This is a genomic window from Halomonas sp. McD50-4, from assembly GCF_022348135.1.
Classification (GTDB): domain Bacteria; phylum Pseudomonadota; class Gammaproteobacteria; order Pseudomonadales; family Halomonadaceae; genus Vreelandella; species Vreelandella piezotolerans.
This window is the reverse complement of record NZ_JAKRFG010000019.1, coordinates 23,447-48,705: the sequence shown is the minus strand read 5'-3', so window position 1 is coordinate 48,705 and position 25,259 is coordinate 23,447. Positions and strand designations below refer to the sequence as shown.

Here is a 25,259-nt window from a genome sequence, read left to right as displayed (position 1 = left end):
TGTCGTGGTCGCTTGTTTATGCAGCTTGATGTCCATGAACTTGCTCCCGGATGAATTGCTGAAGAAGCTCCCTCGCTGCTAGCAGAGGATAACTTCTATAGGCGATTTGATCATCCGGGACCCTACATTTACGTATTACTGCTGGCCATCAAATCACCTCTGATCTGCGCGCGTTTGCCCGCGTAGAGTGGCGTTTCACGGGCGATGAGCGGAATCAAGCGTCTGGCTTTGACGAAGTGCGTAACAGCTACATTGGGCTGGATAGTGAGCAGTACGGTACTTTTACTGCAGGTAACTTCGATAGCTTCTACGACAGCGAAGTGATGGGTGTATTCGACGTGTATGTCGAGCGCGGCTACGAGTTTGCAGGTGGTGGCCTGCAAGCACGGGGTGACTCTCTGGCGTATATGACGCCGGACCTGAATGGGTTCCAAGCATTCATTGCCGCTAAGCATTTTTCAGAGCGTGGTTTGGAGCCGTCTGATCAAACCAGCGAAGGGAACGTGATCGCTACTCAAGGGGGCGTAACTTATGCCACTGGCCCGCTGCGCCTGGCGCTGGGTTACGTCGAAGATACCGTTCGTGGCGGTGGCAATGGTGAAACACGCGTGGGTACGACCGCTGAATACGCCATCAATGACGCTTTCTCGGCACGTTTGGGTTACGAAACCCGCGGTGACAGTGACACTCAGGGCGGCGGCTTTGACACCGTTGGTCTGGGTGGCACCTTCGCTACTGGCGCATGGACGTTCTACCTCGATTACTACAACATCGAGCTGGACAACGTTTCCGACAGCCGCGATGCCTGGGCCGCTGCCGCGCATTACGATCTGTCCAACAACTTCGATGTCTTCGTTGAGTTGAACGATGCCAACGAAGATGCGGTGAATAGCTACGAAGATGACCTGTATTACGCGGTAGGTGCGCGTTATCACTTCTAAGTGAGCGTCTGGGTTTAATTCATGCCCTAGGTTCCTTAATGTTTTAAGCTTTGAAAGATCGTTTTTGCCGATGTGTTCATGACACATCGGCTTTTTGCGTTATGCTGTTTTATTATTTAATTGTGTGTTTAAGGAGAGAGTATGTCGTCCATCGTTGTGATTACAGGCGCAAATCGGGGCGTAGGGTTAGCCCTGGCTGAGCATTATCAACAGGAGGGATGGAAAGTCATCGGCGTGTGTCGCCAAACGTCTGATGAGTTAGATCGTGTCGCCGTCAACGTGATAGAAGACATTGATGTGACCCAGGACGACGATATCGCGCGCCTTTCTGCGGCGTTAGCCGGGCACACCATTGATCTGTTGATCAACAACGCGGGTCTGCTGCGCGATGATGTGCTGGGAGATATCGAGATCGACAGCCTACGCCAGCAGATGGAAATCAATGCCTATGCACCGCTACGAGTATCCGAAGCGCTTCTGCCGCTGATGAAAAAGGGCAGTAAAATCGCCAATATTACCAGCCGGATGGGCTCTTTAGCCGACAACGACTCAGGCGGCCGCTACGGCTATCGCGCGTCAAAAGCGGCGCTGAACGCCTTTGGTAAATCGCTGGCCATCGATCTCAAGCCTCGCGGCATCGCCGTGGCACAGCTGCATCCGGGCTATGTGAAAACCCGGATGGTCAACTTTGGCGGCCACATCAGCCCCCAGGAAGCCGCAACGGGCATTGCCGCCTGCATCACAGCGCTCAACTTAGAGAATAGCGGCGGCTTCTGGCACTCCAATGGCGAACAGTTGCCTTGGTAGACGTGCCTTGAGCCGACTGGGCATGCCTTAGATCACGCGCTTGCGGATTTGCGACGAGAGCTGCTCAAAACCAATCACCACCACAAGGATCACCAGAATAATGGTGAGCGCGCGGTCGTAGTTAAACAGCCGCATGGCGGCGGCGAGTTCGACGCCAATGCCGCCTGCGCCCACCAGCCCTAGCGTGACCGCTGAACGCAGCGCTTTTTCGACGCTGTATAAGCTGGTGGCCGTCATGGAGGCGAGGGTTTCTGGCAAAATCGCACCCCCAATCACGGATAGCCTACCGGCCCCGGTGGCGGTTAGCGCATCGGAGGGACCAGGGTGGACTTCCTCGATCCGTTCTGAGAAAAAGCGGGCGGCAAAACCAATCGTATCCATCACGATGGCCAGCACGCCCGCCATTGGCCCTAACCCTACCGCGACCACAAAGATCAGTGCCCAGATAAGGTCTGGAATGGTGCGCATGGTGGCAATCATCAGCCGCGTGATAGAGCGCACCCATGGGGCGGGGGAGGTATTGCGCGCCGCCAGCAGTGCAAACGGCACGCTGAGGATAACGCCCAGCGTTACGCCGACAATGGCAATGTTGAGGGTTTCATACATCGACCATGCCAATACGTCTAAATTGCTGAGATCCGGAGGGAAAGCCCGCCCTATGAAGTGACCTAGGTTCGTCGCCCCGCGTATCAAACGCTCGAGTGTGACATTGGTGGCCATGACGCCTTGTATAAACAGCGCTAAAAAGCCGAGGCTGATGCCCCAAACAAACAGGGAAGGGCGGCGAAAACGGGGAGGCAGGCTGGCAGTTGGCGGTAGCTTCGATGGCATGTTAGATCGCCCTAAGCGGTTGGTGGGTCGTGGAGGATGAGGGCGTTTGCTCGACACGGGTGTCACCTTGATAGAGCGCCTGCATATCGCTCAGCGTGGCCGCCTCGCGAGGCGTATCAAGCACTACGGTGCCCGCTTTCATGCCCACAATACGGTCACCGTACTGTTGCGCTAGCTCTAGCTGATGCAGCGTACACAGCACAGTGAGCCCACGTTCGCTCACTACCTCTAGCAGCAGATCCATAATCTCGCGGCCCGCTTTCGGGTCCAGGCTGGCGATGGGCTCATCCGCGATGATGATGTGGGCGTCCTGCATCAGCGTTCTGGCAATGGCGACGCGCTGCTGTTGACCGCCTGATAGCTCGCGACAGCTTGCCAGGGCCTTATGGGCCAAACCCACCCGGTCCAGCGACTGCATGGCGCGCTCGCGAAGCGTTTGGCTCGCGGTGCAAGAGAGTGTCGACAGTAAGCCAAGGCGCTGCTGGCCCAGTGCGCCATACAGCACGTTTTGAAACACACTGACGTTCTGTACCAAGTTAAACTGCTGAAAAACCACGCCAACTTTTTGACGCAGTGTGCGCAAACGCGGTTTGGAAATCTGCGAAAGCGATTCGTTGAAAATGTGAATGTCGCCCTGATCGTGGGGGGCTAAGCCATTGATACAGCGCATCAGCGTGGATTTACCGCAGCCGTTGGCCCCCAGCAAAATGACACACTCCCCTTTGGGGATGCTGAGCGTTAGCCCACGCAGGACATGTAAGCTGCCGTAATGTTTGTGAACGTTAGAAAGATCGATGGCATTCATACAAAAACCTCCTGCGCAGATGCCAGGAGGGAGAGTGAAACGACAGACATGAGAGACCTACCGTGTCTTGGTACTCAAAGAGCCTTTGCTTGATCAACGCACGTCCCTGTGCGATCACGATAAAGGGAGCGGTTGAAAACGAATTAGAGCGGAATGCCTGCTGCTTCGTAGGCTTGGCGCACGACATCGTAATCTTCATTGGTGCGGTCAAAGCCCAGCGAGGAGTCGCGGTTTAAAAACTTATCTTCGTTGCGGTCGGTGGCAATCAGCGCGTTCCACAGGGTGTCGCTGTTCTCTTCCAGAGTGCTGCGCAGTGCTGTTTTGCAGGCGTCGTCTAGCGATCCGCGCATCACCACTGGGTCGCCAGGCAGTACGTTGCTGGTGGCAATCACGCGATACTCGCCGTTCGGGTCCATCGCTTGAATCTCTTCGATATCGCGGTTACCGCCGCCCATGGCATCCACATCGCCGTTAACCAGCGCTGCAATACGGGCATCGCCAGCCATAATAATCTCAAGGTCGCGATCAATATCCAGCCCCGCATCAACCAGCATCTGGCTTGGGAAAATATGGCCGCTGGTTGAGCCCACGTCTTTCAAAGCGACCCGGTGGCCTGCCAGGTCTTCCAGCGACTGAATATCGCTATCGGCGGGAACATAAAAGCTGCTGCCGTAGTGGGGGCGTTCAATCGCAAACAGAATTTCAATGTCGCTTTCGCGGTCGAACAAGACGAACTCAGACGGACCTGCAAATACGAGGTCTACGTCATCATACTGCAGCGCAGTGCCTGCGGCGGTGTGGTTGCTCAGACTAAACATCTCAAGCGTGAGGCCGGTGGTCTCCTCAAACGCTTCAGCAAAGGGGCCAAACGCTTCTGCGAGCGGGCCCATTCCTTCAATGCCGGTATCGGCCATGCGGATAGGAGTGGGGCATACGTTGCTTAAATCGCTATTGGCGTGGGCGGTAGACACGGTAAAGGTTGCGGCGGCTATCGCCATCGTTAACAGTGTTCTCGTCATGGTCATGGTCATGGTCATGGTCATGGTCATGGTCATGGTCATGGTCATGTTCCCTTCAGCTGTTTTTTTTGCGGTGACTACCTAGCGGTAGTCGCTCGTTATGATCAGCAGTAGGGTGGCAGTTCACTGTGACACTTAGGTGTAGTCAAGGTGACGGTATGATCACGTGCAGATGACAGACTAATGGCCTAGCCCCCTCACTCGACAAGGAGCATGGTTATGGATGCGTTACGAACAGGTATCACGCTAGGGACAGCGCTGTGGGCAGTTACCCCAGCAGCATTGGCGCAGTCGTTTACCCTCACCCTTTACCATACTAACGATTTGCATGGTCACACCGATGCTTATCCGTCACTGATTACCACGCTCAATGAGGCGAAAGCCACCTATGGCGATGGCCTGCTGCTGGACGCAGGCGATATTTTTTCCGGCACGCTCTATTTCAACGAGTTCCAGGGCCAAGACGCATTGGCCTTTATGAACGCAATGGGTTACGACGCCTTTGTGCCCGGTAACCATGAGTTTGATTTAGGGAGCCCCGAGGGCGGCCATCAGGCGCTGGCGGCCTTTTTCGCGGAGGCTGATTTCCCCATTCTGGGCGCGAACCTGGATTTTACTGCTGCCCCTGAGTTCGCTGAGCGGTTGGGTGAATCGGTCAGTGCTTCACCGCAGGCGGGCTATCTCTATGACGGCATCATTGTGGAACAAGATGGCGAGCAGATCGGCATTTTCGGCTTGAGCACACAGGACAGTGAAACGATTTCCAGCCCTGGTGAGGTCACCATTAGCGATTACCGTGAAGCGGCGGACGCCATGGTGGCGGCCTTTGAAGCGCAAGGGGTCAATAAGATTATTGCCCTCACGCACTTAGGCTATGACAGCGACCCCAGCGTCGGCAATGATCGTTTGTTGGCTCGGCATGTTGAGGGTATCGATATCATCATCGGCGGCCATAGTCACACGCAGGTAACGCCGCCGACGCTGGTGAGCCACTTCTCAGCGGGTGATGCGAAAGCACCGACGGCCATCGGCCAAGCGGGTGAGTATGGAAAGTATCTAGGTGTGATGCAGGTGACGTTCGATGCAGAAGGCGTGGTTCAAACGGTCAGCGGTGAATTACTTGCCACCGAAGAGCGCACGCCGGATGAGGCTGCGTTGGCACAGCTCGCCCCGTTTACGGAAGCGATTGAAACCCTGCGTGATCAGCAGGTGGGCGCAGCGGCTATCCTTGCGTTGCCGAACCCTCGTCACGGTCAGGGCGATGCCATGAGCGTGCGTGCAAATGAAACGGTGCTGGGTAACTTGATTGCCGATGGTCAGCTTTACGCCGCACAGCGGGTGGCGCCAGACACCATCATGGCGTTTCAAAATAGCGGCGGTATTCGTGAAGCGCTGCCCAAAGGCGAGGTCACGGTGGGCGATCTGATTGCCGTGCAGCCGTTTGGCAATCGCCTCACGCTGCTGGAAGTGACGGGCGCTGAACTGCTGGAGACTTTTGAAATTGCGCTCGCCAACGCCCCAGAAGAGAACGGTGGCTTTTTGCAGGTCTCCGCTGGGACAGAGTTGGTCTTCGACAGTCGCTTGCCGGTGGGGAAGCGGGTGGTGAGCTTGAAGGTGAATCGAGAGGGCGCGATGCAGGCCATTGATCCCGATACCACCTATACCGTGGCAACCAATAACTTTACTGCAGCGGGCGGCGACAGCCACGCGGCGCTAGGGGCCGCCTATGATGATGGCCGTAACACCATCGTGGGCAATACGGACTGGGAAATGCTGCGTGACCACATCGCGGCACTTGGTGAGGTGTTTTACCAACCTGAAGGACGCATTACCGATCTTGCCCAGGGCGAGTAGCTTGGCCACCCGCCGAAGGCGCTAGGTACTTACGTACTAATGAAAGGTGCGCTTGCCAGTGGTGCTGTTGAACGGATGCAGCGCATCACCGGTGACATATACCTGCAGCGTTTCGCCTTCACGCACCGGCGGCTGGCCTGCCGTGCGAATCACCGTAGGCTGTTCGCTGCCCGCCAAGTTAACGTAGAGATGGCTCTCTGCACCAGCAGCCTCGAACAGCATCAAGGTCGTGTCTAGTGTGACGTAAGGCACTGTTGGTAGGGTGAGCTGCATATCGTCTGGGCGTATGCCGACGGTATCGGTCTCTTTTGGCAACTGGCTTAGCACGCCTTGGGTGTCCTGCTGCTGCAGGTAGGCCAGCGGCAGCATGTTCATGGCGGGGGAGCCGATGAACTCCGCCACGAACATGGTGGCCGGTCGGGCGTAGATCTCCATTGGGGTGCCTACCTGTTCGATCTGTCCGGCATTGAGCACCACGAGCCGGTCACCCAGCGTCATTGCTTCGAGCTGGTCGTGGGTCACGTAGAGGCTGGTGGTTTTTAACCGCCGCTGAAGCTGCTTGATCTCGACGCGCATCTGGACGCGCAGCTTGGCATCCAGGTTAGAGAGCGGCTCGTCAAACAGAAACGCGGCGGGTTCGCGCACTAATGCACGCCCCATGGCCACACGCTGGCGCTGGCCGCCAGAAAGTTTGCGCGGCTTGCGTTCTAAAAAATCCTCAATTTCCAGCATCTTGGCCGCTGCGCGCACCCGCTGTTCAATAGCGTCTTTCTTGAAGCCGCGATTTTTCAGGCCATAGGCCAAGTTGTTGTACACCGTCATGTGGGGGTAGAGGGCATAGTTTTGGAACACCATGGCGATATCCCGCTCGGCGGGCTCAAGTTGGTTCACCACTCGCTCGCCGATCTTTAACGTGCCTTCAGTGATGCTCTCCAGGCCTGCCACCATGCGCAGCAGCGTGGATTTACCGCAGCCAGAAGGCCCCACCAGCACCACGAACTCGCCATCTTGGATATGTAAATCGACGCCTTTGACCGCTGCCACGTTGCCCGCGTAGGTTTTTTTCAGCCCTTCCAAGGTAATGCTGGCCATGGTTATTTCTCCGTCTCGGTCAGGCCTTTCACAAACAGGCGTTGCATGAGCAAAATCACTAATACCGGTGGCAGAGCCGCCATCACCACGGCGGCCATGATGAGATGCCACTGCGGGTTCTCTTCCGATGTCATGCGCTGAATACCCATTACGATGGTGTAGTAGTCCGGATCGGTGGTAATCAGCAGCGGCCATAGATATTGGTTCCAGCCGTAAATGAACATGATCACGAACAGTGCGGCGATATTGGTGATCGAGAGCGGCATCAGAATGTCTTTAAAGAATTTCAGTGGGCCTGCGCCATCGACCCGCGCGGCTTCCAACATCTCCTCGGGGATCGTCATAAAGAACTGCCGAAACAGAAACGTCGCGGTGGCGGAAGCAATCAGCGGTATCGACAGCCCGGCAAAGCTATTGAGCATGTTGAGATCCGCGACCACCTGAAAGGTAGGAATGATGCGCACCTCCACCGGTAGCATCAGCGTCAGAAAGATCAGCCAGAAGAAAAACAGTCGAAAGCGGAAGCGGAAGTAAACGATAGCAAAGGCGGAAAGCAGCGAGATCGACAGCTTACCCACGGTAATCGCCATGGCCATGATGAAGCTGTTCCATAGCATGGTGCCGGCCGGCGGTGCGCCCGCGTTCGACACGCCGGATTGCCACATGCGGGTAAAGTTTTCGATGCCGTGGGCACCGGGCAGCATCGGCAGCGTGCCGCGCAGCAGGTCGCCGGGCGCTTGGGTCGAGGCCACCAGCGCCACGTAGACGGGAAACACTACCACCGCTACGCCGAGCATCAGCGTTAAGTGGGCAAAAAAGTTCGCCCAGGGACGATTTTCAACCATGACACGACTCCAACAGTCAGCCTGCGGCTAGTAGTTCACCCGGCGCTCGATAAAGCGGAACTGCACTACCGTGAGTGCTACCACGATCGCCATCAAAATCACCGACTGCGCGGCGGATGACCCCAGGTTGAGGCCCACGAAACCATCGGCGTACACCTTGTACACCAGCGTATTCGTCGCTTGGGCAGGGCCGCCTTGGGTGGTGGCATGAATGATCCCGAAAGTATCGAACATCGCGTACACCACGTTCACCACCATCAGGAAGAAGGTGGTGGGCGACAGCAGAGGAAACACGATGGTCCAGAAGCGCTTCATGGGGCTGGCGCCATCGATGGCGGCGGCTTCGATGAGCGATTGGGGAATCGACTGCAGCCCGGCCAGGAAAAACAGGAAGTTATAGGAGATCTGTTTCCAGGCAGCGGCAAAAATTACCAGCAGCATGGCGTCTGCCCCTGAGGTGCGGTGATTCCACTGGTAGCCCACCATATCCAGCATGTAGGGCACGATGCCGATGGAGGGATTGAAGATGAACCACCACAGTACCCCGGCAATGGCGGGGGCAATGGCATAGGGCCATACCAGCAGTGTGGTGTAGGTGCTGCGCGAACGAATCATGCGATTCACCGTGCAGGCCAGCAGCAGCGCCGCCGCCATGGAAAGCAGCGTGGTACCAATGGCAAAAATTGCCGTCACCGAGAGCGAATTGAGATAGTTGCCGTCACGAAACAGGCGGGCAAAATTCTCCAGCCCCACGAAGGTCGTGCGTAGCCCAAATGCATCTTCACGAAGTAGCGACTGATAGAGCGCTTGTCCGGCCGGCCAGATAAAGAAAATCAGTGTAACAATGACCTGTGGAGCGAGTAGCGCGTAGGGCAAAACGCGCCCTGGGAAGGTCATGCGTTTGGTTTGCATAGGCGGTGTATCCTGCGATCAACAAAGGGCACGCGTAATGACGTCGCCGCCTGTCCGGGGACAGGCGGCGAAGCGGGCACTTACTTACTGATTCGCAGATTCGAAGTCGCGCAGTAGCTGGTTTCCGCGCTCTACGGCGGCATCGGCTGCTTCCTGGCCCGATTTGTTACCGGTCATCACCGCTTCCATCTCTTCGGAGATGATGTCGCGGATCTGGACGAAGTTGCCAAAGCGCAGGCCTTTGGAGTTCTCGGTGGGCTCGTTCAGCGTCATCTGCTTGAGCGAAATATCCGCACCGGGGTTCTCGTCGTAGTAACCCTGCTCTTGGCTCAGATCCCAAGCGGCTTGCGTGATCGGCAGATAGCCGGTCTGCTGGTGCCACTCGGCCTGAACTTCCGGCTGGGAGAGATAATCGAAAAACGCTGCTACGGCGGCGTACTCCTCATCGGTGTGACCTTGCAACGCCCACAAGGTAGCCCCGCCAATGATGGAGTTTTGCGGCGCACCTTCGACGTCGTCGTAGTAGGGCTGCATGCCAAAGCCCACTTCGAAGTCGGCATTGGCGGCGACGTCGGCACGGGAAGCAGAGGAGCCAAAGAAGATCGCGCACTCCTGGGAGTAGAACAGCGGTTCGGCATCCGGGCCAGAACCCGGGCCGCCCCATTTGAACGCCCCTGCGTCTTGCCAGGTTTTCAGGTTATCCCAGTGACGGGCGACCAGCTCGTTGTTGAAGTTCAGCTCGGTGTCCAGGCCGCCAAAGCCGTTTTCCAGCGTGCCCAGCGGGGAGTTGTGCATGGCGGAGAAGTTCTCCAGCATCACCCAGCTTGGCCACGAGGTGGTAAAGCCACAGTTGGCCGCACCCGATTCGGTAATTTGAGTGGCGTATTCTGCGACTTCTTCCCAGGTTTGCGGCGGCTGCTCCGGGTCTAACCCCGCTTCCTCGAACACATCACGGTTGTAGTACATGATGGGCGTGGAAGAGTTGAACGGAAACGACAGCATGTTGCCGTTGGTGTCGGTGTAGTAGCCCACCACGGCGGGCAGGAAGGCCTCGCGGTCGAACGCGCGGCCGTGGTCTTCCATCAGTTCGAACACCGGATAGATCGCCCCATCGGCGTTCATCATGGTGCCAGTGCCGACCTCGAACACCTGCAGAATGTGCGGCTGCTCGCCTGCGCGGAACGCTGCAATGGCGCCGGTCATGGTTTCGGTGTAGTTGCCGCGGTAGCTGGGCGTCACGCGGTACTCGTCTTGAGAGGCGTTGAACTCCTCGGTCATGCCTTCCAGAATTTCACCGAGTTGACCGCCCATGGCGTGCCACCAGGTCACTTCGGTAGCGGCATTGGCGGAAACACTGAACGTGGCGGTCGCCACACCGAGGGCAAGCGCGTGCAACGTGAAACGAGACATAACGGCTCCTTGTAGGTCGTGCGCAGTACGTTTATTAAGGTTTTTGGGTGCACTGAACAGTAGAAAGTGTAGATGACGCTTTCATGAATGCACGGTGAACTTGTCGTGACGGACAACATTCGGCGAGACGCTGGTAGCGCTCAGTAGGCAAAGCGCAAACGGGGTGCTAGGGTGGCAAAAAAGCTTAATCAATGAGACTCACATGACTAACGCAACTGCGCTGCTGGGCCAACTGGTGGCGTTCGATACCACCTCCAGCGAGTCGAACCTGGCGCTCATCGAATTCGTCGAGGGCTACTTGGCCGACTACGGTATCAGCGCTGAACGGGTGATGAGCCCCTGCGGCACCAAAGCCAACCTGATTGCGCGTATAGGGCCTGATGCCCCTGGCGGGGTGATGCTGTCAGGCCATACCGATGTGGTACCCGTGGCCGGCCAGCCCTGGAGCAGCGACCCGTTCACCCTGCGCGATGGCGGCGACGGGCGTTTGTACGGGCGCGGCACCTGCGATATGAAAGGATTCATTGCCTGCGCGCTCGCCATGGTGCCTACCTGGGCGAAGGCACCGCTGAAGCAGCCGATCTACTTCGGTTTCTCTTATGATGAAGAGATCGGCTGCGTGGGTGCCCCCAGCCTGATCAAGCGCTTCTATGAACACTACTCCACCACGGCGCATGTGATCGTCGGCGAGCCCACCAGCATGCAGCCGGTGGTGGCGCAAAAGGGCGCGACCAACCTGCGTACCACCGTGATTGGCCGTGAAGCGCACAGCAGCCAGGTGAATCAAGGCACCTCCGCCATTCACGTCGCCGCCAGGTTGGTGACCTTCATCGAGGACACCATGGCCGCGCTGGTGGACGAGGGACGCGTGGATGAGGCGTTCAACGTGCCGCATACCAGCTTGCACGTCGGCAAGATCAAAGGCGGCACGGCGATCAACATCATGGCGCGGGAGTGCCAGTTCGAGTGGGAGGTTCGCCACCTTCCCACGGAGACCTTTGACGAGATTTACGCAAGGTTCAGCGACTATTGCGCCACGCTCAGTGAATCGCTCGGCGCTCAAGGCAAAACCGTCGAGATCACCACCGAGCCGCTGAACGTGACGGTACCGGGGCTGGCCGACCGAGACAATCAGCAGGTGCTGCGGTTAGCGCAGGACCATTTGCCGGACGGCTGCTGCCAGCACGCGGTGGCCTATGCCACGGAAGCCGGTCAGTTCCAGGGGCAGGGGCTGCAAACCATCATTTTAGGGCCGGGCAGTATTGCCCAGGCCCACCAGCCGGATGAGTACATCGACGCGGCGCAGCTAGATGCGTGCAGTCGCTTCATGCAGCGCTTGGGCCGCGCCATGGAAGCGCCTTTCACGGGCTAGCGATGGGTGATCTACGCCCTATAAAAAACACCCGCCGGTGTCATCGAGCGGGTGTTTTTTTGAGACGCTTACGGTCTGGCTGTTAGTGCTGATGCTGCTCTTCGTAAAGCTCGGCTTTCGCATGGCGCATCACATCTTCGCACGCCTGCTGCTGGGCAAGCTGGGTTAGCAGTCGCTGTGTGACCTCAAACCCTTTGCCCAAGCAGGTATCTACCTCGTCACGGCTCACCTTGGGCGAGACGCTGCAGTCGATTTTCAACGTACGGCCGCCGCCTTCGAGCCGGTCGGCAAGTTCTCTAAGCCGCCACGCGATTCGCTCTTTCCAGTTTGCTGATTCTTCCGCGCCTTCGTTTACGCTAAACGTGCACTGCCATTCCGGTTTGTAAACCTTCATAGGAGAACCTCCACTGCGTTTGGAAAGAATGATCGATCGTGTTGTCGTACTCCGTCTGTCTAGGGATCTTGCTCTGCTACTATACCCAACTCGGATGGATACCGAAACAAACCATCTACAGCGCCCGCGACATGCATAAGCCAGAGCGACCCTTCTATGACGCACCTAGTACCTAAACGTTGCCCATGCGGCAGTGGGTTGTCGTTCGACGCCTGCTGCCGGCCCTACCATCAAGGGGAACGCCCACCCTCGCCCGAAGCGCTAATGCGCTCACGCTACTCGGCATTCGCGTTGAGTAAGCGTGATTACCTGCTGGCGACATGGCACGCAACGACCCGGCCGTCACAGCTACCGCTCGACCCAGAGACGCAGTGGATGTCCCTGGTCATTGTCGACGCGCCCGTCGCGCAAAACGAGCAGGGAACGGTGCACTTTCGTGCCACGTTTCGCGAGCCGGGCGGTTGGCATGTGTTAGAGGAAGTCTCGCGCTTTGTTTGGGAAGAGGGCCGCTGGTGGTACGTCGATGGCACGCCTAGCGTGAAGCGTTTAAAACCGAGGCGTAATGAGCTTTGCCCTTGTGGTAGCAAACGTAAATTAAAGGTATGTTGCAAAGCGTAAGCACATCATTGCTAAGTCGCGTGAGGCATGAAGCGCCATGATCGTTTGGGTGAACAACGCTTTGAGAAGCGAGCAGTGGCAGACGATGAGGTCGTTAGCCATCTTGAGTGCGTTCTTGTTGGCTGCCATTGGTGCGTCCACCCAGGCCAGTGCCGAGGATGCGCCACACGCCCATGCCTTTCCGTCATCGGACATCGCTTTGGTGGTGCCTTTTGGGCGGGGCGGCGCCACCGATACGCTATTTCGTGTGATTGCCGAGCAAGCGCAACGCCATTTGAACACGTCCATCATAACGATGAATATGGCAGGTAACGGTGCCACCCTAGGTTCGCAGTTCGTGAAGCAGGCCGACCCCGATGGCTATACGCTGCTGGGCAGTCATCAAACCATTGATCTTGCCTATATCGCCGGGCTGTCCGATTACTCACACGATGCATTCGCGCCCATCGCTCTGTTGACCCGTACCGTCAACATTCCGGCCACCACGCCTGGCCATACGCTGACCCAGGCCAGTGACATCGCGGCGTACGTCGAGCAGCATCCCGGTGAATTGCTGGTGGGCATTATCCCCAGCTCGACGGATCACTTTTTCTGGCTGCACTTTTTTGAACAGGCGGGTATTGCGCCTGCCAACATACAGTTCGTGCGCTACCCCGATACCGGCGCCCAAGTCGTTGCACTCCTGGGCGGCGAATTGGATCTTGCGATGCTGAATTTACCCTCTGCTGGGACGCTGTTCGAGCGTGGAGCACTGGTGCCCCTTGGCGTCGCCAACGATACGCGGCTATCGGCGTTGCCGGAAGTGCCGACACTCCGCGAGCAGGGTATCGCGCTCATCAATACGACGGATCGAGGCCTCTTTGCGCCGCGAGACACACCTCCCGAGCGGCTGGAGCGATTGGCCCAGGCATTCGAGCAGGCGCTCCAGCAGCCTGCGCTGGTGGAGACGCTGCAGCATGCCCATGGTTCCTACGTCGATTTCATGCCCCGCGAAGCGTATGGCCGCTATCTCGATGATCGGTACGACCAGCTACAGCGGCTGGCTGACACCATGGGGTTTGAGCGGTAGGCCAGGGGGCATAGGACGCAAAGGAGAGAGCGTGTGCCGTTAAATACTCGTGATCTTGCAGCCGAAACGCTGCTATTAATTGCCTCGGCCACGCTGCTGCTGATGGGAGGCGCTGGCCTGCTGGTAGGTCTTTGGCTGCCCGAAACACTGTTTGGCCCCATGCTGGTGCCTGATGCATCGCTAGCGACACTGTTGATTGGCATCAGCTTGCTGGCCACGCTCTGCCAGGTGCACTGGCTGCGGCGGCTGAGTGCCGCCGGGCTGGGTGCGCTGCTGCTCTACACGCTGGTGCATAACGCAGTGGATGGCGGCGTGGCGCAATCTTGGGTAACACACGAAGAGCGCATGACGAGTGTGGCGTCGTGGATGCTCGTCTGGATGACTCTCTGCCTGTGGATGGGCGTCGGTAGCAGGTGGCGCCGCTTGTTCTGGCGCGTCGCTGGCGTTGGCCTGCTACTGTTTGGTGGATTGGTGGTGGCCCGTTTATGGTCGAGCGATGTCGGTGGTCGAGCGCTCTTCAGCTCGTCGCCCATTGCCGTGCTGGCTTTTATCGTGCTACTTGGGATCGCGCTGCTGGTTGCGGGCTGGCGGCATCGTGCCGAGCGCTTGAGCCCGGGTAAGCTGACGGTCGCAGTAGGGCTGGCAGGGGTGCTGGTGAGCAGTCTCGCTTGGTTGTTACTAAGCATGAATCAGCGCGCCACCATCGAACAGCAGGCCAGTTATCTGTTGGATAACGTGCAACTCAACGCAGAGCAGGCCATGGCGGCACGCCTGCAGCTCATGCAACGCATGGCAGAGCGCCTCGGTACCTTGCCCGACGACCAGCGCCCGGCGCTACTGCAACAAGATACGCTGAGCTATTTCCGCGATACCTTGAGCTTGAATGCCATCGCCCTCGTCGATGCTCAAGAGGGCGTGGTATGGAGCCAGGGGCGTCAGTTGGGGCGGGATAGCTGGCTAGAAGAGCAGTTGGATAAACCCAGTGTTCGGGCATGGCTAGCGGTGCCCTTTGGTCGCCCGCGGCTGCTGCTGCCCGACAGCGATCAGCGCAGCATGATGGTGATGGCGCTGCCCGTTCCCAATCGTACTCAGCAGCTCTTGGCAGCCGTCGATTTGGGGACGCTGCTCAATCATGAACTAAGCTTAGCGCTGGGGCCTTTTCAGGTAGGGGTGAGCCGGGGTGAGCAACGGCTGATGATGCTGCACCCATCAGGGTTCGCTGCGGAGAACGTAGAGTCACCCAGCAACGCCCTGGCAGCACGGCTTACCGGGCTACCGGGTGGTGTGAATTTAATGCTGCGTGCTTACCCAGGGCAGCACTACAACTGGTATCTGTTAGGGCTCATGCCTATCAGTGTCGCGATGGGCGGGTTGGTCATGAGTTGGCTGCTGGCCTTTAGTGTGGGTGTCGTAGGCGCCACCATTGCGCGCACGCGAGAACTGGCGGCGGCCCGCCATTCGCTGGAAGAGAACGAGCAGCGCTACCGCTCGCTATTCGTGCATCACCCAGACGCCGTTTTTTCTCTGGACCAACACGGCTATTTTCAAACGGCCAATACGACCTGTGCCGACGTCACTGGCTATCCGCTAGACGAGGTCGTGGGGCGACACTTCAGCGATTTTATTGCGCCGCCTGAGCGAGAGCGTATCAAAGCGCACTTCAAGCATGTGCTGCAGGGGGGCATCAGTCGTTACGAAGTGACCATGACCGACCGAGAGGCACAACACCGTATTCTCGACTTGATTAGCCTGCCCGTCTCGGTCAACGATAGTATCGAAGGGGTCTACTGCATTGCGCAAGACGTCACCGACAAGCGGCGTCAGCAGACGCGGCTGCGCACTCTAGAGCGCAGCGTAGAGGCGAGCGTCAACGGCGTGCTAATTGCAGACGCGCGCCAGCCTGACCTACCCATCATCTATGCCAACCAGGCGTTCAGCACGATGACGGGCTATACGCAGAGCGACGTGATTGGGCAGAACTGCCGTTTCCTACAAGGGCCCGAGAGCGATCCTGCCATGATTGCCAAACTACGGCGCGGTATTCAGGCGCAGCGCGAAACCCACGTTACGCTGTGCAATTACCGTAAAGATGGTACGCCGTTCTGGAACGATCTCCATATCGCCCCCGTGCGCGATAGCAAAGGACTCGTGACGCATTTCGTGGGGGTTCAGCACGATATCTCGCAGCATAAAGCCTATGAAGCGCGGCTCGCCTATCACGCGACCCACGACGACCTCACCCGCCTGCCCAATCGCATGATGTTCGAAGAGACGCTGCACAAGCAGTTTGCAGCGGCCCAGGGCAGCGGTGAACGAATCAGTGTACTGTTCGTTGACTTGGACGACTTCAAGCCCATCAATGATACGTTAGGGCACGCCATAGGCGATCAGGTACTGATCGAAGTGGCGTCGCGGCTGCGCGCCGGGCTGCGCCAGGAAGATACGGTCGCCCGTCTAGGAGGCGATGAGTTCGTGCTGTTGATTACCGATATCGAGCAGGGCCAACAGGTCATCGACGTGGTCGAGCGGCTGCTCCCTGCACTGGCAAAGCCGTACTGTCTAGAAGGGCACGAGCTGTACTTGACCGCCAGTGTGGGCATTGCCATGAGCCAACCCGATACGCTGCTGCCGCAAACGCTGATTCAGCAGGCCGATATGGCCATGTACAAGGCCAAGCAGCAGGGGCGCAATGCCTACGCTTGGTTCAGTAGCGACATCAATGACCTAGCCAGCGAAAGGGTAAGCCTGCGTAACGATCTGCAAGAAGCGATTGACCACCAAGGCTTCGAGCTTCACTACCAGCCGCTGATGGACCGGCATGGCAAGATTGCCAGTGTGGAGGCGCTGCTACGCTGGCCGCACCCCAGCAAAGGTTATATTTCGCCAGCACGTTTCATTCCCCTGGCGGAAGCCACTGGGCAAATCATGCCGATCAGCGAATGGGTGCTGCAGCGTGCTTGCCAAGACATGCTGGCGCTACAGCGCGGCGGCTTTGGTACGCTGCGTGTGGCGGTCAACCTCTCACCGCTACAGTTCCACCGAGACAACTTTTTGGCCACGCTTCGCCAAACACTCGCCGAGACTGGTCTACCCGCCGAGCAGTTGTCACTGGAGCTGACCGAGGGCATTTTGATGGATAACACAGCGTCCGCCATCGAGATATTACATGCCCTGCGCAACATGCGGGTCAGTGTCTCCATCGATGACTTTGGCACTGGCTACTCGAGCTTGAGTTACCTTAAACATCTACCTATCAGTACGGTAAAAATCGACCGCAGTTTCATTCACGAACTGACCAACAGCAGTGACGATGCCGCCATCGTGCAAGGGATCATCTCCATGGCCCACCACCTGGGGCTAAGCGTCGTGGCCGAGGGCGTCGAGACCCACGAGCAGCACCAGCGGCTGTTAAGCTATCACTGCGATGGTTTCCAAGGCTTTGGATTGGCCAAGCCCATGCCACTTGCCGAGCTCGAACGCTTGCTGGCTGCCCAGGAAAGGGCCACCACGCCCGTCAACCAATGAGTCGCCATGGATAAGAGTTCATCGCCGCAATGGTATCTCTACTTGCTAGAGTGTCAGCGTGGTACCTACGTAGGCATCACTAACGACCTCGCCAAGCGCTACCGCGCCCATGCCACGGGTAAGGGAGCGCGCTATACCCGAGCGAATCCGCCGCTGGCGCTGCTTGGCGCGCAGCCGTTTGCCGATCGGGCAGCGGCAAGCCAGGCAGAGTACCGGTTGAAGCAGCAGTCGCCGGACCAAAAACGCCGCTGGGCGGCGAAGTGGCCAGTGACGTATGAAGAGTAAGGAGCCCTGATGCTGACGTTTTTCTCCGAAGGTAGCCGCCTGCGCCAAGCGCAAAGCGAGCTGCACGATGGTGCCTTGGTCACCCCCTTTGAGTGCCCGGAACGCATCGACTTGGTGCTGGCCGCCCTGCGCCAAGCCGCGTTCGATGTCCGCGCGCCTAGCAATTACGGCTTGGCGCCCGTGCTGGCGGTGCACGATGCCGACTACGTCGCGTTCTTGGAACGCTGCTGGCCGACGTGGCAAGCGGCGGGCCACGCTGGCGAGGCGATTCCCAACATTTGGCCCGCCCGAACGATGCGCGGCGACCGTATTCCCCAGTCGGTGAGCGGCCAGTTGGGCTACTACGCTCTGGCCGCCGAAACATCGATTACGGCAGGCACCTTTGCCGCGGCTCTGGCGAGTAAGGATACGGCCCTGGCAGCGGTCGATCACACCCTGGCGTCGGGCGATCCGACCTTTGGACTGTGCCGCCCGCCAGGCCACCACGCGGCGATAGATCAGTTTGGCGGCTACTGCTTTTTCAACAATGCCGGCATCGCCGCCCAACGTGCGCTGGACGCTGGCAAGCGCCGCGTGGCAATTCTGGATGTGGACTTTCACCACGGTAACGGCACCCAACAGATCTTCTATCGCCGTGACGATGTGCTGTTCGCTTCCCTGCACGGCGATCCTGACGTGACCTTCCCCTACTTCTCTGGCTACGCCGATGAAACCGGTGAGGGAGCAGGCGACGGCTTCACGATCAATTACCCGTTGCCGCCGGGCACTTCCGTTGCCACCTGGATGGCCGCGTTGGATGAAGCGTTGGCGCGCATCCATCAAGCGGAGTGCGAGCTGCTGGTGGTGTCGCTGGGCGTGGACATTTTCGAAGGTGACCCGATCAGTGCCTTTACCTTTCAGCACGCCGACTTCATCGCCCTCGGTCAACGTCTCGCGGCCGCTGGGCTACCCTGCGTATTTCTAATGGAAGGGGGGTATGCCGTCGAAGATATCGGGATTAACGTGGTGAACGTATTGCATGGTTTTGAAGAGGTCGCCCAGAGAGTGAAATGAGGCAGTAAAGTGACAGTTGCACGAAATTCGGGCAGTCTTATGCCTTTTTGGCCTATGCTATAGGTCGACATCTATTTTGTTAACTTGATCGTTCAAAGTGGGAGCGGCACGTGGCAGTTTACGGCGGTATTCAGGCACATGAAGTGGAGCGTTGGCTCAATGCCCTCACCAACGCGGCCTACGACCGACGCTGCCCGCTCTCCAAGGTGCACGGCGGTAATGCCCGTGCACGGACTGCGCGTCAGGATTTACTGCACCTTGCGACCGTGTTTCGCGGCGGCGAGTGTCCCCGGGAAGCCGTGGCCGATGGCCTCAGCCGCTGGTGCCAGCACTATCTCACGGAAGCGGAGTGGTACGTGTTGGTCGGCGGGCGCAGGCCGCCAGTGCCGCCCAATGAGACGGCATCCATCGATGAACAAGCCGCTGACGAGGCATTAGCAGTGCTTTACCAGCATCGCGTGGGTTAACCCACGACCGCTCGCACTGTTACAATGGATGAATGAACAGTGCTTCTGCCGCCCCGGCGACCGCCTCTCTCGATGATCCCTTTTACTACTTAGCGAATTTTCGCTTCGTGGTCGCGTGGGTGCAGGCGCGCCACGGTGATCTACTCAGCGCCGATGAGCACCACGCGCTCGAGCAGTGGTTGCAGTTGCCACGCGCTTCTCAAGCGCTGCTGGTACGCATGGTGATGCGTAAAGGCGAGCTGTTTCGCTTGGATAAGCTCAGCTATACTGAAATTGGCGATACGCATCAGGCGTTGTTGCCACTGTTAGCCCTTGGCTGGGTGAGTGACGCACCGCTGTTAACCATTGATGAGTTGTTTCGGCTGCTGCGCTTGAGCGAGCTACGCGACGCCTTGAGAGCCTCTGTTCGTTCCGCCGGTCTGGCGTCTAATGCCACTAAAACCGCACTTCAGACGGCGTTAACGCCGGTACTCACCGATGCACTGCCGCTGCGCCAGTGGTGTCCAGAAGCGTCGACGCGTATCGTGCGACTCAACGTCATGGCGCTATGCGACCGCCTGCGGCTGATGTTCTTTGGCAACGTGCGCCAAGATTGGGCTGAGTTCGTGCTCACTGAGCTGGGCCTACAGCGTTTTGAACAGGTTCCGCTGACCGCAGAGTCTCGCGCGTTTCAGCGCCGGGAAGAGGTGGACACCTACCTCACGCTGCACCGCCTGCGCGAGCGTCTGGAAAACGGCGAATCTCCCGAGCAGCTGCCTGCAGAGGTGCCCGCCGCCTTTGGTAACCGCTGGCTAGACGCCCGCCGTTCGCGGCTGCTGTTGACCCTGGGCCGCACGGCAGAGCGCAGTGGCAACGTTGAGCAGGCGTTGTCGCTTTACGCCGAAGCGAATAACAGCGAGGCGCGTATACGTAGGCTGCGCGTACTGGAGCGCATTGGCCGTTACTCGGAAGCTTATGAACTCGCCCAGGTCGCGCTGGAGCAGGCAGGGGAGGGTGAGGCCCAAGCGCTGAGTCGCTTGCTACCGCGCTTGGCACGCAAGCTGGCGTTGCCCTCCCCACAGGCCGTCAAGGCGGCCGAGGCGCCGACCTATGTGTTGGAGCTTGCTGGTCCGCAACCAGTAGAACGCGCCGTTGCCGAGCACTTATCCACCGCCACTGCCCCGGTGTTCTATGTGGAAAATGGACTAATCACCGGGCTGTTTGGTCTGCTGCTCTGGCCTGTGATGTTCAAACCGCTACCGGGCGCGTTTTTTCATCCGTTCCACAGCGGCCCTGCGGATTTATACCGCGAGGATTTCGTCGTCCAGCGCCAAGCCGAGATCGACGCCTGCTTGGCGCAGTTAGACGACGGGCGTTACCGCGAGACGATTCGGGCCACCTGGCACGCCAAACAGGGCATTACCTCGCCCTTCGTGCACTGGGGACTCCTGAACGAGCCGCTGCTAACGGCGGCACTTGACTGTCTGCCCGCTGAGCACCTGCGGGCCTGCTTTATCCGCTTGTTGAGTGACCTAAAGCACAACCGAGCGGGCCTGCCCGATCTCATTCAACTGATACCCGATGCGCCCGATGGGGAGCTTCGCTATCGCATGATCGAAGTGAAAGGCCCCGGCGACCGGCTGCAGGATAACCAGCGCCGCTGGATCGACTTCTTCTGCCGCCACGACATACCCGTCGAAGTGTGCCACGTGCGCTGGCAGCCCGTGCCATGAGCCGCTATCGGGTGGCGGTGCGCACGCTGTGCGACTTCACCGCGCGCGAAGGTGATCTCGACCACCGCTTCACTCCCTCGCCCAGCGCCCAAGCGGGTATCGAGGGGCACGCTCTGGTGGCCAAACGGCGGGAAAACATAGCGGGTTACGAGGCCGAACTTCCTCTCTCCGGTGAGTATCAGGGGCTACACGTGTCTGGCCGCGCCGATGGTTTCGATGTGGCGGCCAACTGTGTCGAAGAGGTCAAGACCCATCGCGGTAGCCTAACGCGCATGGCCGATAACCAGCGGTCGCTCCACTGGGCGCAGGTAAAGATGTACGGGGCGCTGCTTTGCGCGGAGCGGGATTTGCCGCACATTACGTTGGCGCTGGTATACCTGAATATCGACAGTGGCCAGGAAACGCGGCTGACGCTCGAGGCTAGCAACGAGGAATTAACAGCGTTTTTTGTCGACCAGTGCCAACGCTTTTTAACCTGGGCCGAGCAGGAGGCCGCCCACCGCGAGCGTCGCGATGGGTGGCTCACCACGCTGACCTTTCCTCACGCGGATTTTCGCCCCGGCCAGCGGGCACTGGCCGAGGATGTCTTCAAAGCCGCCAGCACCGGGCGCTGCCTGCTGGCCCAGGCGCCCACTGGTATCGGCAAAACCCTGGGCACGCTGTTCCCTATGCTCTCCGCGATGCCCCGTCAGCGGCTCGACCGCATCGCCTTTCTCACCATGAAAACCCCAGGCCGCCGCTTGGCGTTGGATGCTTTGGCGAGCTTGGATTCTCCCACGCAGGCGCTGCGTGTGCTGGAACTGGTAGCCCGTGAAAAAGCGTGTGAGTACCCGGGTACCGCCTGCCAGGGCGATACCTGCCCGTTGGCCAGGGGGTTTTACGATCGCTTGTCTGCCGCTCGCCAAGTCGCGGTAGAGAAAAGCTGGCTAGACCGCGAAGCACTGCGCGAGGTAGCGCTGGCACATCACGTCTGCCCCTACTATTTGGGCCAGGAGCTGGCCCGCTGGGCCGATGTGGTCGTGGGGGATGTCAATCACTGGTTCGATAGCCATGCGCTTCTGCACGGGCTTGCCCAGGCCAACGACTGGCGGGTGGGCCTACTGGTGGATGAGGCGCATAACCTGGTAGAGCGCGCTCGTGGCATGTACAGCGCCGCCCTCACCCAGCAGCGCTTGAGCTATCTGCGCCGCCAATCCTCACCCGCCTTAGCCAAGCCGTTGGCCCGAGTGGGCAGGCAGTGGCAGGCGCTCAACAAAGAGACGGCCGAGCACGCACCAGAGCGCCGCTACCATGTGTTGGAGGCACTGCCCACCAAGCTGGTGGGGGCGCTGCATGCCTTGGCCGGGGCCATCACGGACTATCTCGTGGAGCATCCCGACGAAGTGAATCAGGCGCTTCAGGAACTGCTGTTCGAAGCACTGGCGTTCTGTCGCTTAGCGGAATCGTTCGGCGACCACTCGCTGTGCGATTTGGAGATTCAAGGTAAGGGACGTGCGGTGCTTGGGCTGCGCAATGTGATACCGGCGGATTTTCTTGCCCCCCGTTTTGAGCGTGCCCACTGTGCGGTGCTGTTTTCGGCCACGCTGACGCCTTTTCACTACTACCGGAACCTGCTGGGTCTTCCCGAACAGAGTGTTTGGCGTGAGGTAGACTCGCCGTTCGTGGCGTGCCAACTAGAGGTGCAGTTACGCACCGACATTTCCACGCGCTATCACCATCGTGTGGCGTCGGTAACGCCGATCGTGGCTACCCTGGCAGCGCAGTACCGGCGCACGCCGGGCCACTATTTGGCTTTTTTTAGCAGTTTTGCATACCTAGAACAGGTGATGCGTGCGTTCGAGTTGGCGCACCCTGAGATTCCGGCTTGGGCGCAAACACGCAGTATGCAGGAACCCGAGCGTGATGCGTTTCTAGCTCGCTTTGCATCGGGTGGGAAAGGGATTGGCTTTGCCGTATTGGGCGGCGCCTTTGCGGAGGGAATCGATTTGCCCGGTGACCGATTGATTGGTGCCTTTGTGGCGACGCTCGGCTTACCCCCCTTCAACGACTTCAACGAAGCGCTCAAGGCACGGCTGCAGGCGCGGTTCGGTCAAGGTGATGACTATACCTATCATATCCCCGGTATGATCAAAGTGGTGCAAGCCGCCGGGCGCGTGATCCGCAGCCCTGAAGATGAGGGGGTTGTGGTGTTAATGGATGATCGCTTCGCTCAGAACAAAGTGCGCGCCTTACTGCCGCGTTGGTGGCAGTTAAGCTGATCGTTACCTAAAGCACCATCAGGTTGCCTGATACGCTAATGAGCTAACCTATCATTAAATCGATAGAATATTGTTATTTATAATAAACGTGTATTGGGGCGTCGTGTGCGCCCGGCAATAAATATTGATCTATATCAATGTTTCGACACTTGCTCTAGCAATCTCTAAACGTCCAAGCGGGAATGCCGATAAACACGTTAGTCACCCTATCGTCAGAACGCCCTTCTACTGATAGCAAGACATCTATCTAGGTCGCGCTTGTGGCCTGTTGTTCCGTACTCACGTGGAAGACGCTAACGTGCTGAAAAACATATCGATCAAGGCAAGTCTGATCACCATCTTAGGACTCTTCGCGGCTTTTATACTGCTGGTGGCCGGGCTGGGCTACCTCAGTAGTTCTAAAGCATCCGACGCACTCGAAGAGCTCAATAGAATCAACGTTAAACAGCTGAACGCGCTTAATCGAGCGCAGGTCAACGTGGCCGACACCCAGCTGTTTTTCTTGAATCATCTCGATGCCTTGAGCGAAGGAGAGACCGCGCTTGCCAGCGCCCACCTAGAAAAAGCCAATCAAACGCTTCAGATGGCTAAACAGTATTTCGAAGATTTCTTGGCCGTGCCGAAATCAGCACAGGGCCAACCCTATGCCGATGCTATCGAGGCAGCGTTTACACAGCTCGTTGCCAATGGTTTGGAGCCGCAATATACCGGACTCGACAATCGTAATGAAGCTGCGTTTCGTGCCGCTAAAACGACCGGCGATCAGCTCAACCTAGCGTACATGGCCGCAAATGAAGCCTTTATCGCCTATGCTCGTCAGCGCGGCCAGAACCTCATGGATGATTATCAACAGAGCAGAACCATCAATACGTATGTGGAGATCGCTGTGCTGCTGTTTGTGGCGCTGTGTATCGCGCTGGTGCTCATGGGCATGATGCGTGTCGTCCTGCGTCCGCTCAAAGAGGCGGGGCAGCATTTCGAGCGCATTGCGCAAGGCGATCTATCGCACAGCATTGCCGACCGTGGCCGTAACGAAATTGGCCAACTCTTTTCGGCGATGCGACACATGCAAACGGGACTGTCGCAAACGGTCTCTTCCGTACGTGATAGCAGTGGCTCGATCCACATTGGCGCACGCGAAATTGCCGGGGGTAACGCTGATCTGTCTTCCCGCACTGAGCAGCAGGCCGCTTCCCTCGAGGAGACCGCTGCCAGCATGGAGCAGCTAACGGCGACGGTGAAGCAAAACTCCGACAATGCGCGTCAAGGCAGTACGTTGGCAAGCGAAGCGTCGGCGACGGCTGCCCAGGGTGGCGAGGCCGTCGAGCAAGTGGTCGTGACCATGCACGGCATTGCCGACAGCTCCCGAAAAATCAGCGATATCATTGGCGTCATTGACTCTATTGCGTTCCAAACCAATATTTTGGCGCTCAATGCGTCGGTGGAAGCGGCGCGCGCAGGGGAGCAAGGCAGGGGGTTCGCGGTGGTCGCGACCGAAGTGCGTAATCTTGCCAGCCGCAGTGCCGATGCTGCCAAAGAGATCAGAGCACTGATCGAAACATCGGTAGGGCAGGTGGAGCAAGGGTCGCAGCTGGTAGAGGGCGCCGGGCAGACCATGGAGGCCATTATGGCGTCCGTGAAGCGCGTCGCCGATATCATGGACGAAATTTCCGCGGCCTCGACCGAACAAAGTGACGGCATCGAGCAGGTGAACCAAGCCATCGCACAAATGGATGAAGTCACCCAGCAAAACGCGGCGTTGGTTCAAGAGTCCGCCTCAGCGGCAGCGTCTTTAGAAGAGCAAGCTGCCCATTTGGAGCGCGCAGTCGCTACGTTCAAACTATCGGCCCACGAAGCTCGTCACCCGCTTCCCATCGCGCGCGCGCCAGCGCAGGCTCCGGCAAAGCCCACCGTTTCATCGGCCAAGAAAAACCGTGCCGATGTGGCCGAACCGGAGTGGGAGGCGTTTTAAGCACGCGCCTGCCGTCCC

At 58.5% G+C, this 25,259-nt stretch carries 21 protein-coding genes; 13 read left to right on the top strand and 8 right to left on the bottom strand.

The features are described 5' to 3' along the window. Positions 1 to 134: 134 nt before the first annotated feature. The gene (locus MHM85_RS17355; RefSeq protein WP_343218339.1) at positions 135 to 941 is read left to right on the top strand and encodes a porin; all 807 of its coding nucleotides are present in this window, start codon (positions 135 to 137) and stop codon (positions 939 to 941) included. A 141-nt stretch (positions 942 to 1,082) separates the two neighbouring features. Beyond that, on the top strand, positions 1,083 to 1,748 hold the full coding sequence (locus MHM85_RS17350; protein ID WP_139527901.1) for an SDR family oxidoreductase: 666 nt from the start codon (positions 1,083 to 1,085) through the stop codon (positions 1,746 to 1,748). Positions 1,749 to 1,775: 27 nt separating this feature from the next. Here MHM85_RS17350 and phnE read toward each other — a convergent pair whose 3' ends face one another. The 3 genes from phnE to phnD form a co-directional block, all read right to left on the bottom strand. Further along, entirely contained in the window at positions 1,776 to 2,579 is an 804-nt protein-coding gene (gene phnE / locus MHM85_RS17345) for a phosphonate ABC transporter, permease protein PhnE (RefSeq protein ID WP_139527902.1), read from the bottom strand. 1 nt (position 2,580) lies between these two features. Further along, entirely contained in the window at positions 2,581 to 3,384 is an 804-nt protein-coding gene (locus MHM85_RS17340; RefSeq protein ID WP_239286501.1) for a phosphonate ABC transporter ATP-binding protein, read from the bottom strand. Positions 3,385 to 3,527: 143 nt separating this feature from the next. Further along, positions 3,528 to 4,445 carry a phosphate/phosphite/phosphonate ABC transporter substrate-binding protein gene (gene phnD, locus MHM85_RS17335; RefSeq protein WP_239286500.1) on the bottom strand — a complete coding sequence of 306 codons (918 nt, stop codon included), beginning with the start codon at positions 4,443 to 4,445 and terminating at the stop codon, positions 3,528 to 3,530. A 177-nt stretch (positions 4,446 to 4,622) separates the two neighbouring features. Between phnD and MHM85_RS17330 the strand changes: the two genes are divergently transcribed. Continuing rightward, positions 4,623 to 6,257 (top strand): 5'-nucleotidase C-terminal domain-containing protein, encoded by a 1,635-nt coding sequence (locus MHM85_RS17330; protein WP_239286499.1) that lies wholly within the window; start codon positions 4,623 to 4,625, stop codon positions 6,255 to 6,257. 36 nt (positions 6,258 to 6,293) lie between these two features. Here MHM85_RS17330 and MHM85_RS17325 read toward each other — a convergent pair whose 3' ends face one another. The 4 genes from MHM85_RS17325 to ugpB all read right to left on the bottom strand — a co-directional run bounded on the left by MHM85_RS17325 (position 6,294) and on the right by ugpB (position 10,516). Then, the gene (locus MHM85_RS17325; RefSeq protein WP_239286498.1) at positions 6,294 to 7,349 is read right to left on the bottom strand and encodes a sn-glycerol-3-phosphate import ATP-binding protein UgpC; all 1,056 of its coding nucleotides are present in this window, start codon (positions 7,347 to 7,349) and stop codon (positions 6,294 to 6,296) included. Positions 7,350 to 7,351: 2 nt separating this feature from the next. Further along, positions 7,352 to 8,194 carry a sn-glycerol-3-phosphate ABC transporter permease UgpE gene (gene ugpE, locus MHM85_RS17320; protein ID WP_219862429.1) on the bottom strand — a complete coding sequence of 281 codons (843 nt, stop codon included), beginning with the start codon at positions 8,192 to 8,194 and terminating at the stop codon, positions 7,352 to 7,354. A 27-nt stretch (positions 8,195 to 8,221) separates the two neighbouring features. Next, positions 8,222 to 9,106 (bottom strand): sn-glycerol-3-phosphate ABC transporter permease UgpA, encoded by an 885-nt coding sequence (gene ugpA / locus MHM85_RS17315; protein ID WP_139527908.1) that lies wholly within the window; start codon positions 9,104 to 9,106, stop codon positions 8,222 to 8,224. Between the two features lie 84 nt (positions 9,107 to 9,190). Further along, positions 9,191 to 10,516 (bottom strand): sn-glycerol-3-phosphate ABC transporter substrate-binding protein UgpB, encoded by a 1,326-nt coding sequence (ugpB, locus tag MHM85_RS17310; RefSeq protein WP_239286497.1) that lies wholly within the window; start codon positions 10,514 to 10,516, stop codon positions 9,191 to 9,193. 202 nt (positions 10,517 to 10,718) lie between these two features. Between ugpB and argE the strand changes: the two genes are divergently transcribed. Next, positions 10,719 to 11,888, top strand: a complete 1,170-nt coding sequence (gene argE, locus MHM85_RS17305; protein ID WP_239286496.1) for an acetylornithine deacetylase — start codon at positions 10,719 to 10,721, stop codon at positions 11,886 to 11,888. A gap of 82 nt (positions 11,889 to 11,970) precedes the next feature. Here argE and MHM85_RS17300 read toward each other — a convergent pair whose 3' ends face one another. Further along, positions 11,971 to 12,282, bottom strand: coding sequence for a hypothetical protein (locus MHM85_RS17300; protein WP_139527911.1), 312 nt, complete (start codon positions 12,280 to 12,282; stop codon positions 11,971 to 11,973). A gap of 156 nt (positions 12,283 to 12,438) precedes the next feature. Here MHM85_RS17300 and MHM85_RS17295 point away from each other — a divergent pair, with 156 nt between their 5' ends. The 9 genes from MHM85_RS17295 to MHM85_RS18450 all read left to right on the top strand — a co-directional run bounded on the left by MHM85_RS17295 (position 12,439) and on the right by MHM85_RS18450 (position 25,241). Then, positions 12,439 to 12,900 (top strand): YchJ family protein, encoded by a 462-nt coding sequence (locus tag MHM85_RS17295; protein WP_239286495.1) that lies wholly within the window; start codon positions 12,439 to 12,441, stop codon positions 12,898 to 12,900. A gap of 37 nt (positions 12,901 to 12,937) precedes the next feature. Beyond that, complete coding sequence (locus MHM85_RS17290) at positions 12,938 to 13,969, top strand: tripartite tricarboxylate transporter substrate binding protein (protein WP_239286494.1); 1,032 nt, start codon at positions 12,938 to 12,940, stop codon at positions 13,967 to 13,969. A gap of 33 nt (positions 13,970 to 14,002) precedes the next feature. Continuing rightward, complete coding sequence (locus tag MHM85_RS17285; protein ID WP_239286493.1) at positions 14,003 to 17,494, top strand: EAL domain-containing protein; 3,492 nt, start codon at positions 14,003 to 14,005, stop codon at positions 17,492 to 17,494. A gap of 6 nt (positions 17,495 to 17,500) precedes the next feature. Next, a complete protein-coding gene (locus MHM85_RS17280; protein WP_139527915.1) occupies positions 17,501 to 17,779 on the top strand; it encodes a GIY-YIG nuclease family protein in 279 nt (92 codons plus the stop codon). Between the two features lie 9 nt (positions 17,780 to 17,788). After that, positions 17,789 to 18,832: a histone deacetylase family protein gene (locus tag MHM85_RS17275; protein ID WP_239286492.1), complete on the top strand. Its 1,044-nt coding sequence runs from the start codon at positions 17,789 to 17,791 to the stop codon at positions 18,830 to 18,832. Between the two features lie 110 nt (positions 18,833 to 18,942). Continuing rightward, on the top strand, positions 18,943 to 19,299 hold the full coding sequence (locus MHM85_RS17270) for a hypothetical protein (RefSeq protein WP_153843210.1): 357 nt from the start codon (positions 18,943 to 18,945) through the stop codon (positions 19,297 to 19,299). Between the two features lie 32 nt (positions 19,300 to 19,331). After that, complete coding sequence (locus tag MHM85_RS17265; RefSeq protein WP_239286491.1) at positions 19,332 to 21,011, top strand: VRR-NUC domain-containing protein; 1,680 nt, start codon at positions 19,332 to 19,334, stop codon at positions 21,009 to 21,011. After that, on the top strand, positions 21,008 to 23,269 hold the full coding sequence (locus tag MHM85_RS17260; RefSeq protein ID WP_239286490.1) for an ATP-dependent DNA helicase: 2,262 nt from the start codon (positions 21,008 to 21,010) through the stop codon (positions 23,267 to 23,269). The genes MHM85_RS17265 and MHM85_RS17260 overlap by 4 nt, the downstream gene beginning before the upstream one ends. A gap of 298 nt (positions 23,270 to 23,567) precedes the next feature. Then, complete coding sequence (locus MHM85_RS18450; protein ID WP_281998014.1) at positions 23,568 to 25,241, top strand: methyl-accepting chemotaxis protein; 1,674 nt, start codon at positions 23,568 to 23,570, stop codon at positions 25,239 to 25,241. Positions 25,242 to 25,259: the final 18 nt, after the last annotated feature.

What these genes read in the sequence shown, in the direction of transcription:
- MHM85_RS17290 (WP_239286494.1), top strand. Translation starts at nt 12,938, where the DNA reads ATGATCGTTTGGGTGAACAACGCTTTGAGAAGCGAGCAGTGGCAGACG.
- MHM85_RS17295 (WP_239286495.1), top strand. Translation starts at nt 12,439, where the DNA reads ATGACGCACCTAGTACCTAAACGTTGCCCATGCGGCAGTGGGTTGTCG.
- MHM85_RS17260 (WP_239286490.1), top strand. Translation starts at nt 21,008, where the DNA reads ATGAGCCGCTATCGGGTGGCGGTGCGCACGCTGTGCGACTTCACCGCG.
- MHM85_RS17275 (WP_239286492.1), top strand. Translation starts at nt 17,789, where the DNA reads ATGCTGACGTTTTTCTCCGAAGGTAGCCGCCTGCGCCAAGCGCAAAGC.
- MHM85_RS17330 (WP_239286499.1), top strand. Translation starts at nt 4,623, where the DNA reads ATGGATGCGTTACGAACAGGTATCACGCTAGGGACAGCGCTGTGGGCA.
- phnE (WP_139527902.1), bottom strand. Translation starts at nt 2,579, where the DNA reads ATGCCATCGAAGCTACCGCCAACTGCCAGCCTGCCTCCCCGTTTTCGC.
- phnD (WP_239286500.1), bottom strand. Translation starts at nt 4,445, where the DNA reads ATGACCATGACCATGACCATGACCATGACCATGACCATGACCATGACG.
- MHM85_RS17340 (WP_239286501.1), bottom strand. Translation starts at nt 3,384, where the DNA reads ATGAATGCCATCGATCTTTCTAACGTTCACAAACATTACGGCAGCTTA.
- MHM85_RS17265 (WP_239286491.1), top strand. Translation starts at nt 19,332, where the DNA reads ATGAACAGTGCTTCTGCCGCCCCGGCGACCGCCTCTCTCGATGATCCC.
- MHM85_RS17350 (WP_139527901.1), top strand. Translation starts at nt 1,083, where the DNA reads ATGTCGTCCATCGTTGTGATTACAGGCGCAAATCGGGGCGTAGGGTTA.
- ugpE (WP_219862429.1), bottom strand. Translation starts at nt 8,194, where the DNA reads ATGGTTGAAAATCGTCCCTGGGCGAACTTTTTTGCCCACTTAACGCTG.
- ugpA (WP_139527908.1), bottom strand. Translation starts at nt 9,106, where the DNA reads ATGCAAACCAAACGCATGACCTTCCCAGGGCGCGTTTTGCCCTACGCG.
- MHM85_RS17280 (WP_139527915.1), top strand. Translation starts at nt 17,501, where the DNA reads ATGGATAAGAGTTCATCGCCGCAATGGTATCTCTACTTGCTAGAGTGT.
- MHM85_RS17300 (WP_139527911.1), bottom strand. Translation starts at nt 12,282, where the DNA reads ATGAAGGTTTACAAACCGGAATGGCAGTGCACGTTTAGCGTAAACGAA.
- ugpB (WP_239286497.1), bottom strand. Translation starts at nt 10,516, where the DNA reads ATGTCTCGTTTCACGTTGCACGCGCTTGCCCTCGGTGTGGCGACCGCC.
- argE (WP_239286496.1), top strand. Translation starts at nt 10,719, where the DNA reads ATGACTAACGCAACTGCGCTGCTGGGCCAACTGGTGGCGTTCGATACC.
- MHM85_RS17325 (WP_239286498.1), bottom strand. Translation starts at nt 7,349, where the DNA reads ATGGCCAGCATTACCTTGGAAGGGCTGAAAAAAACCTACGCGGGCAAC.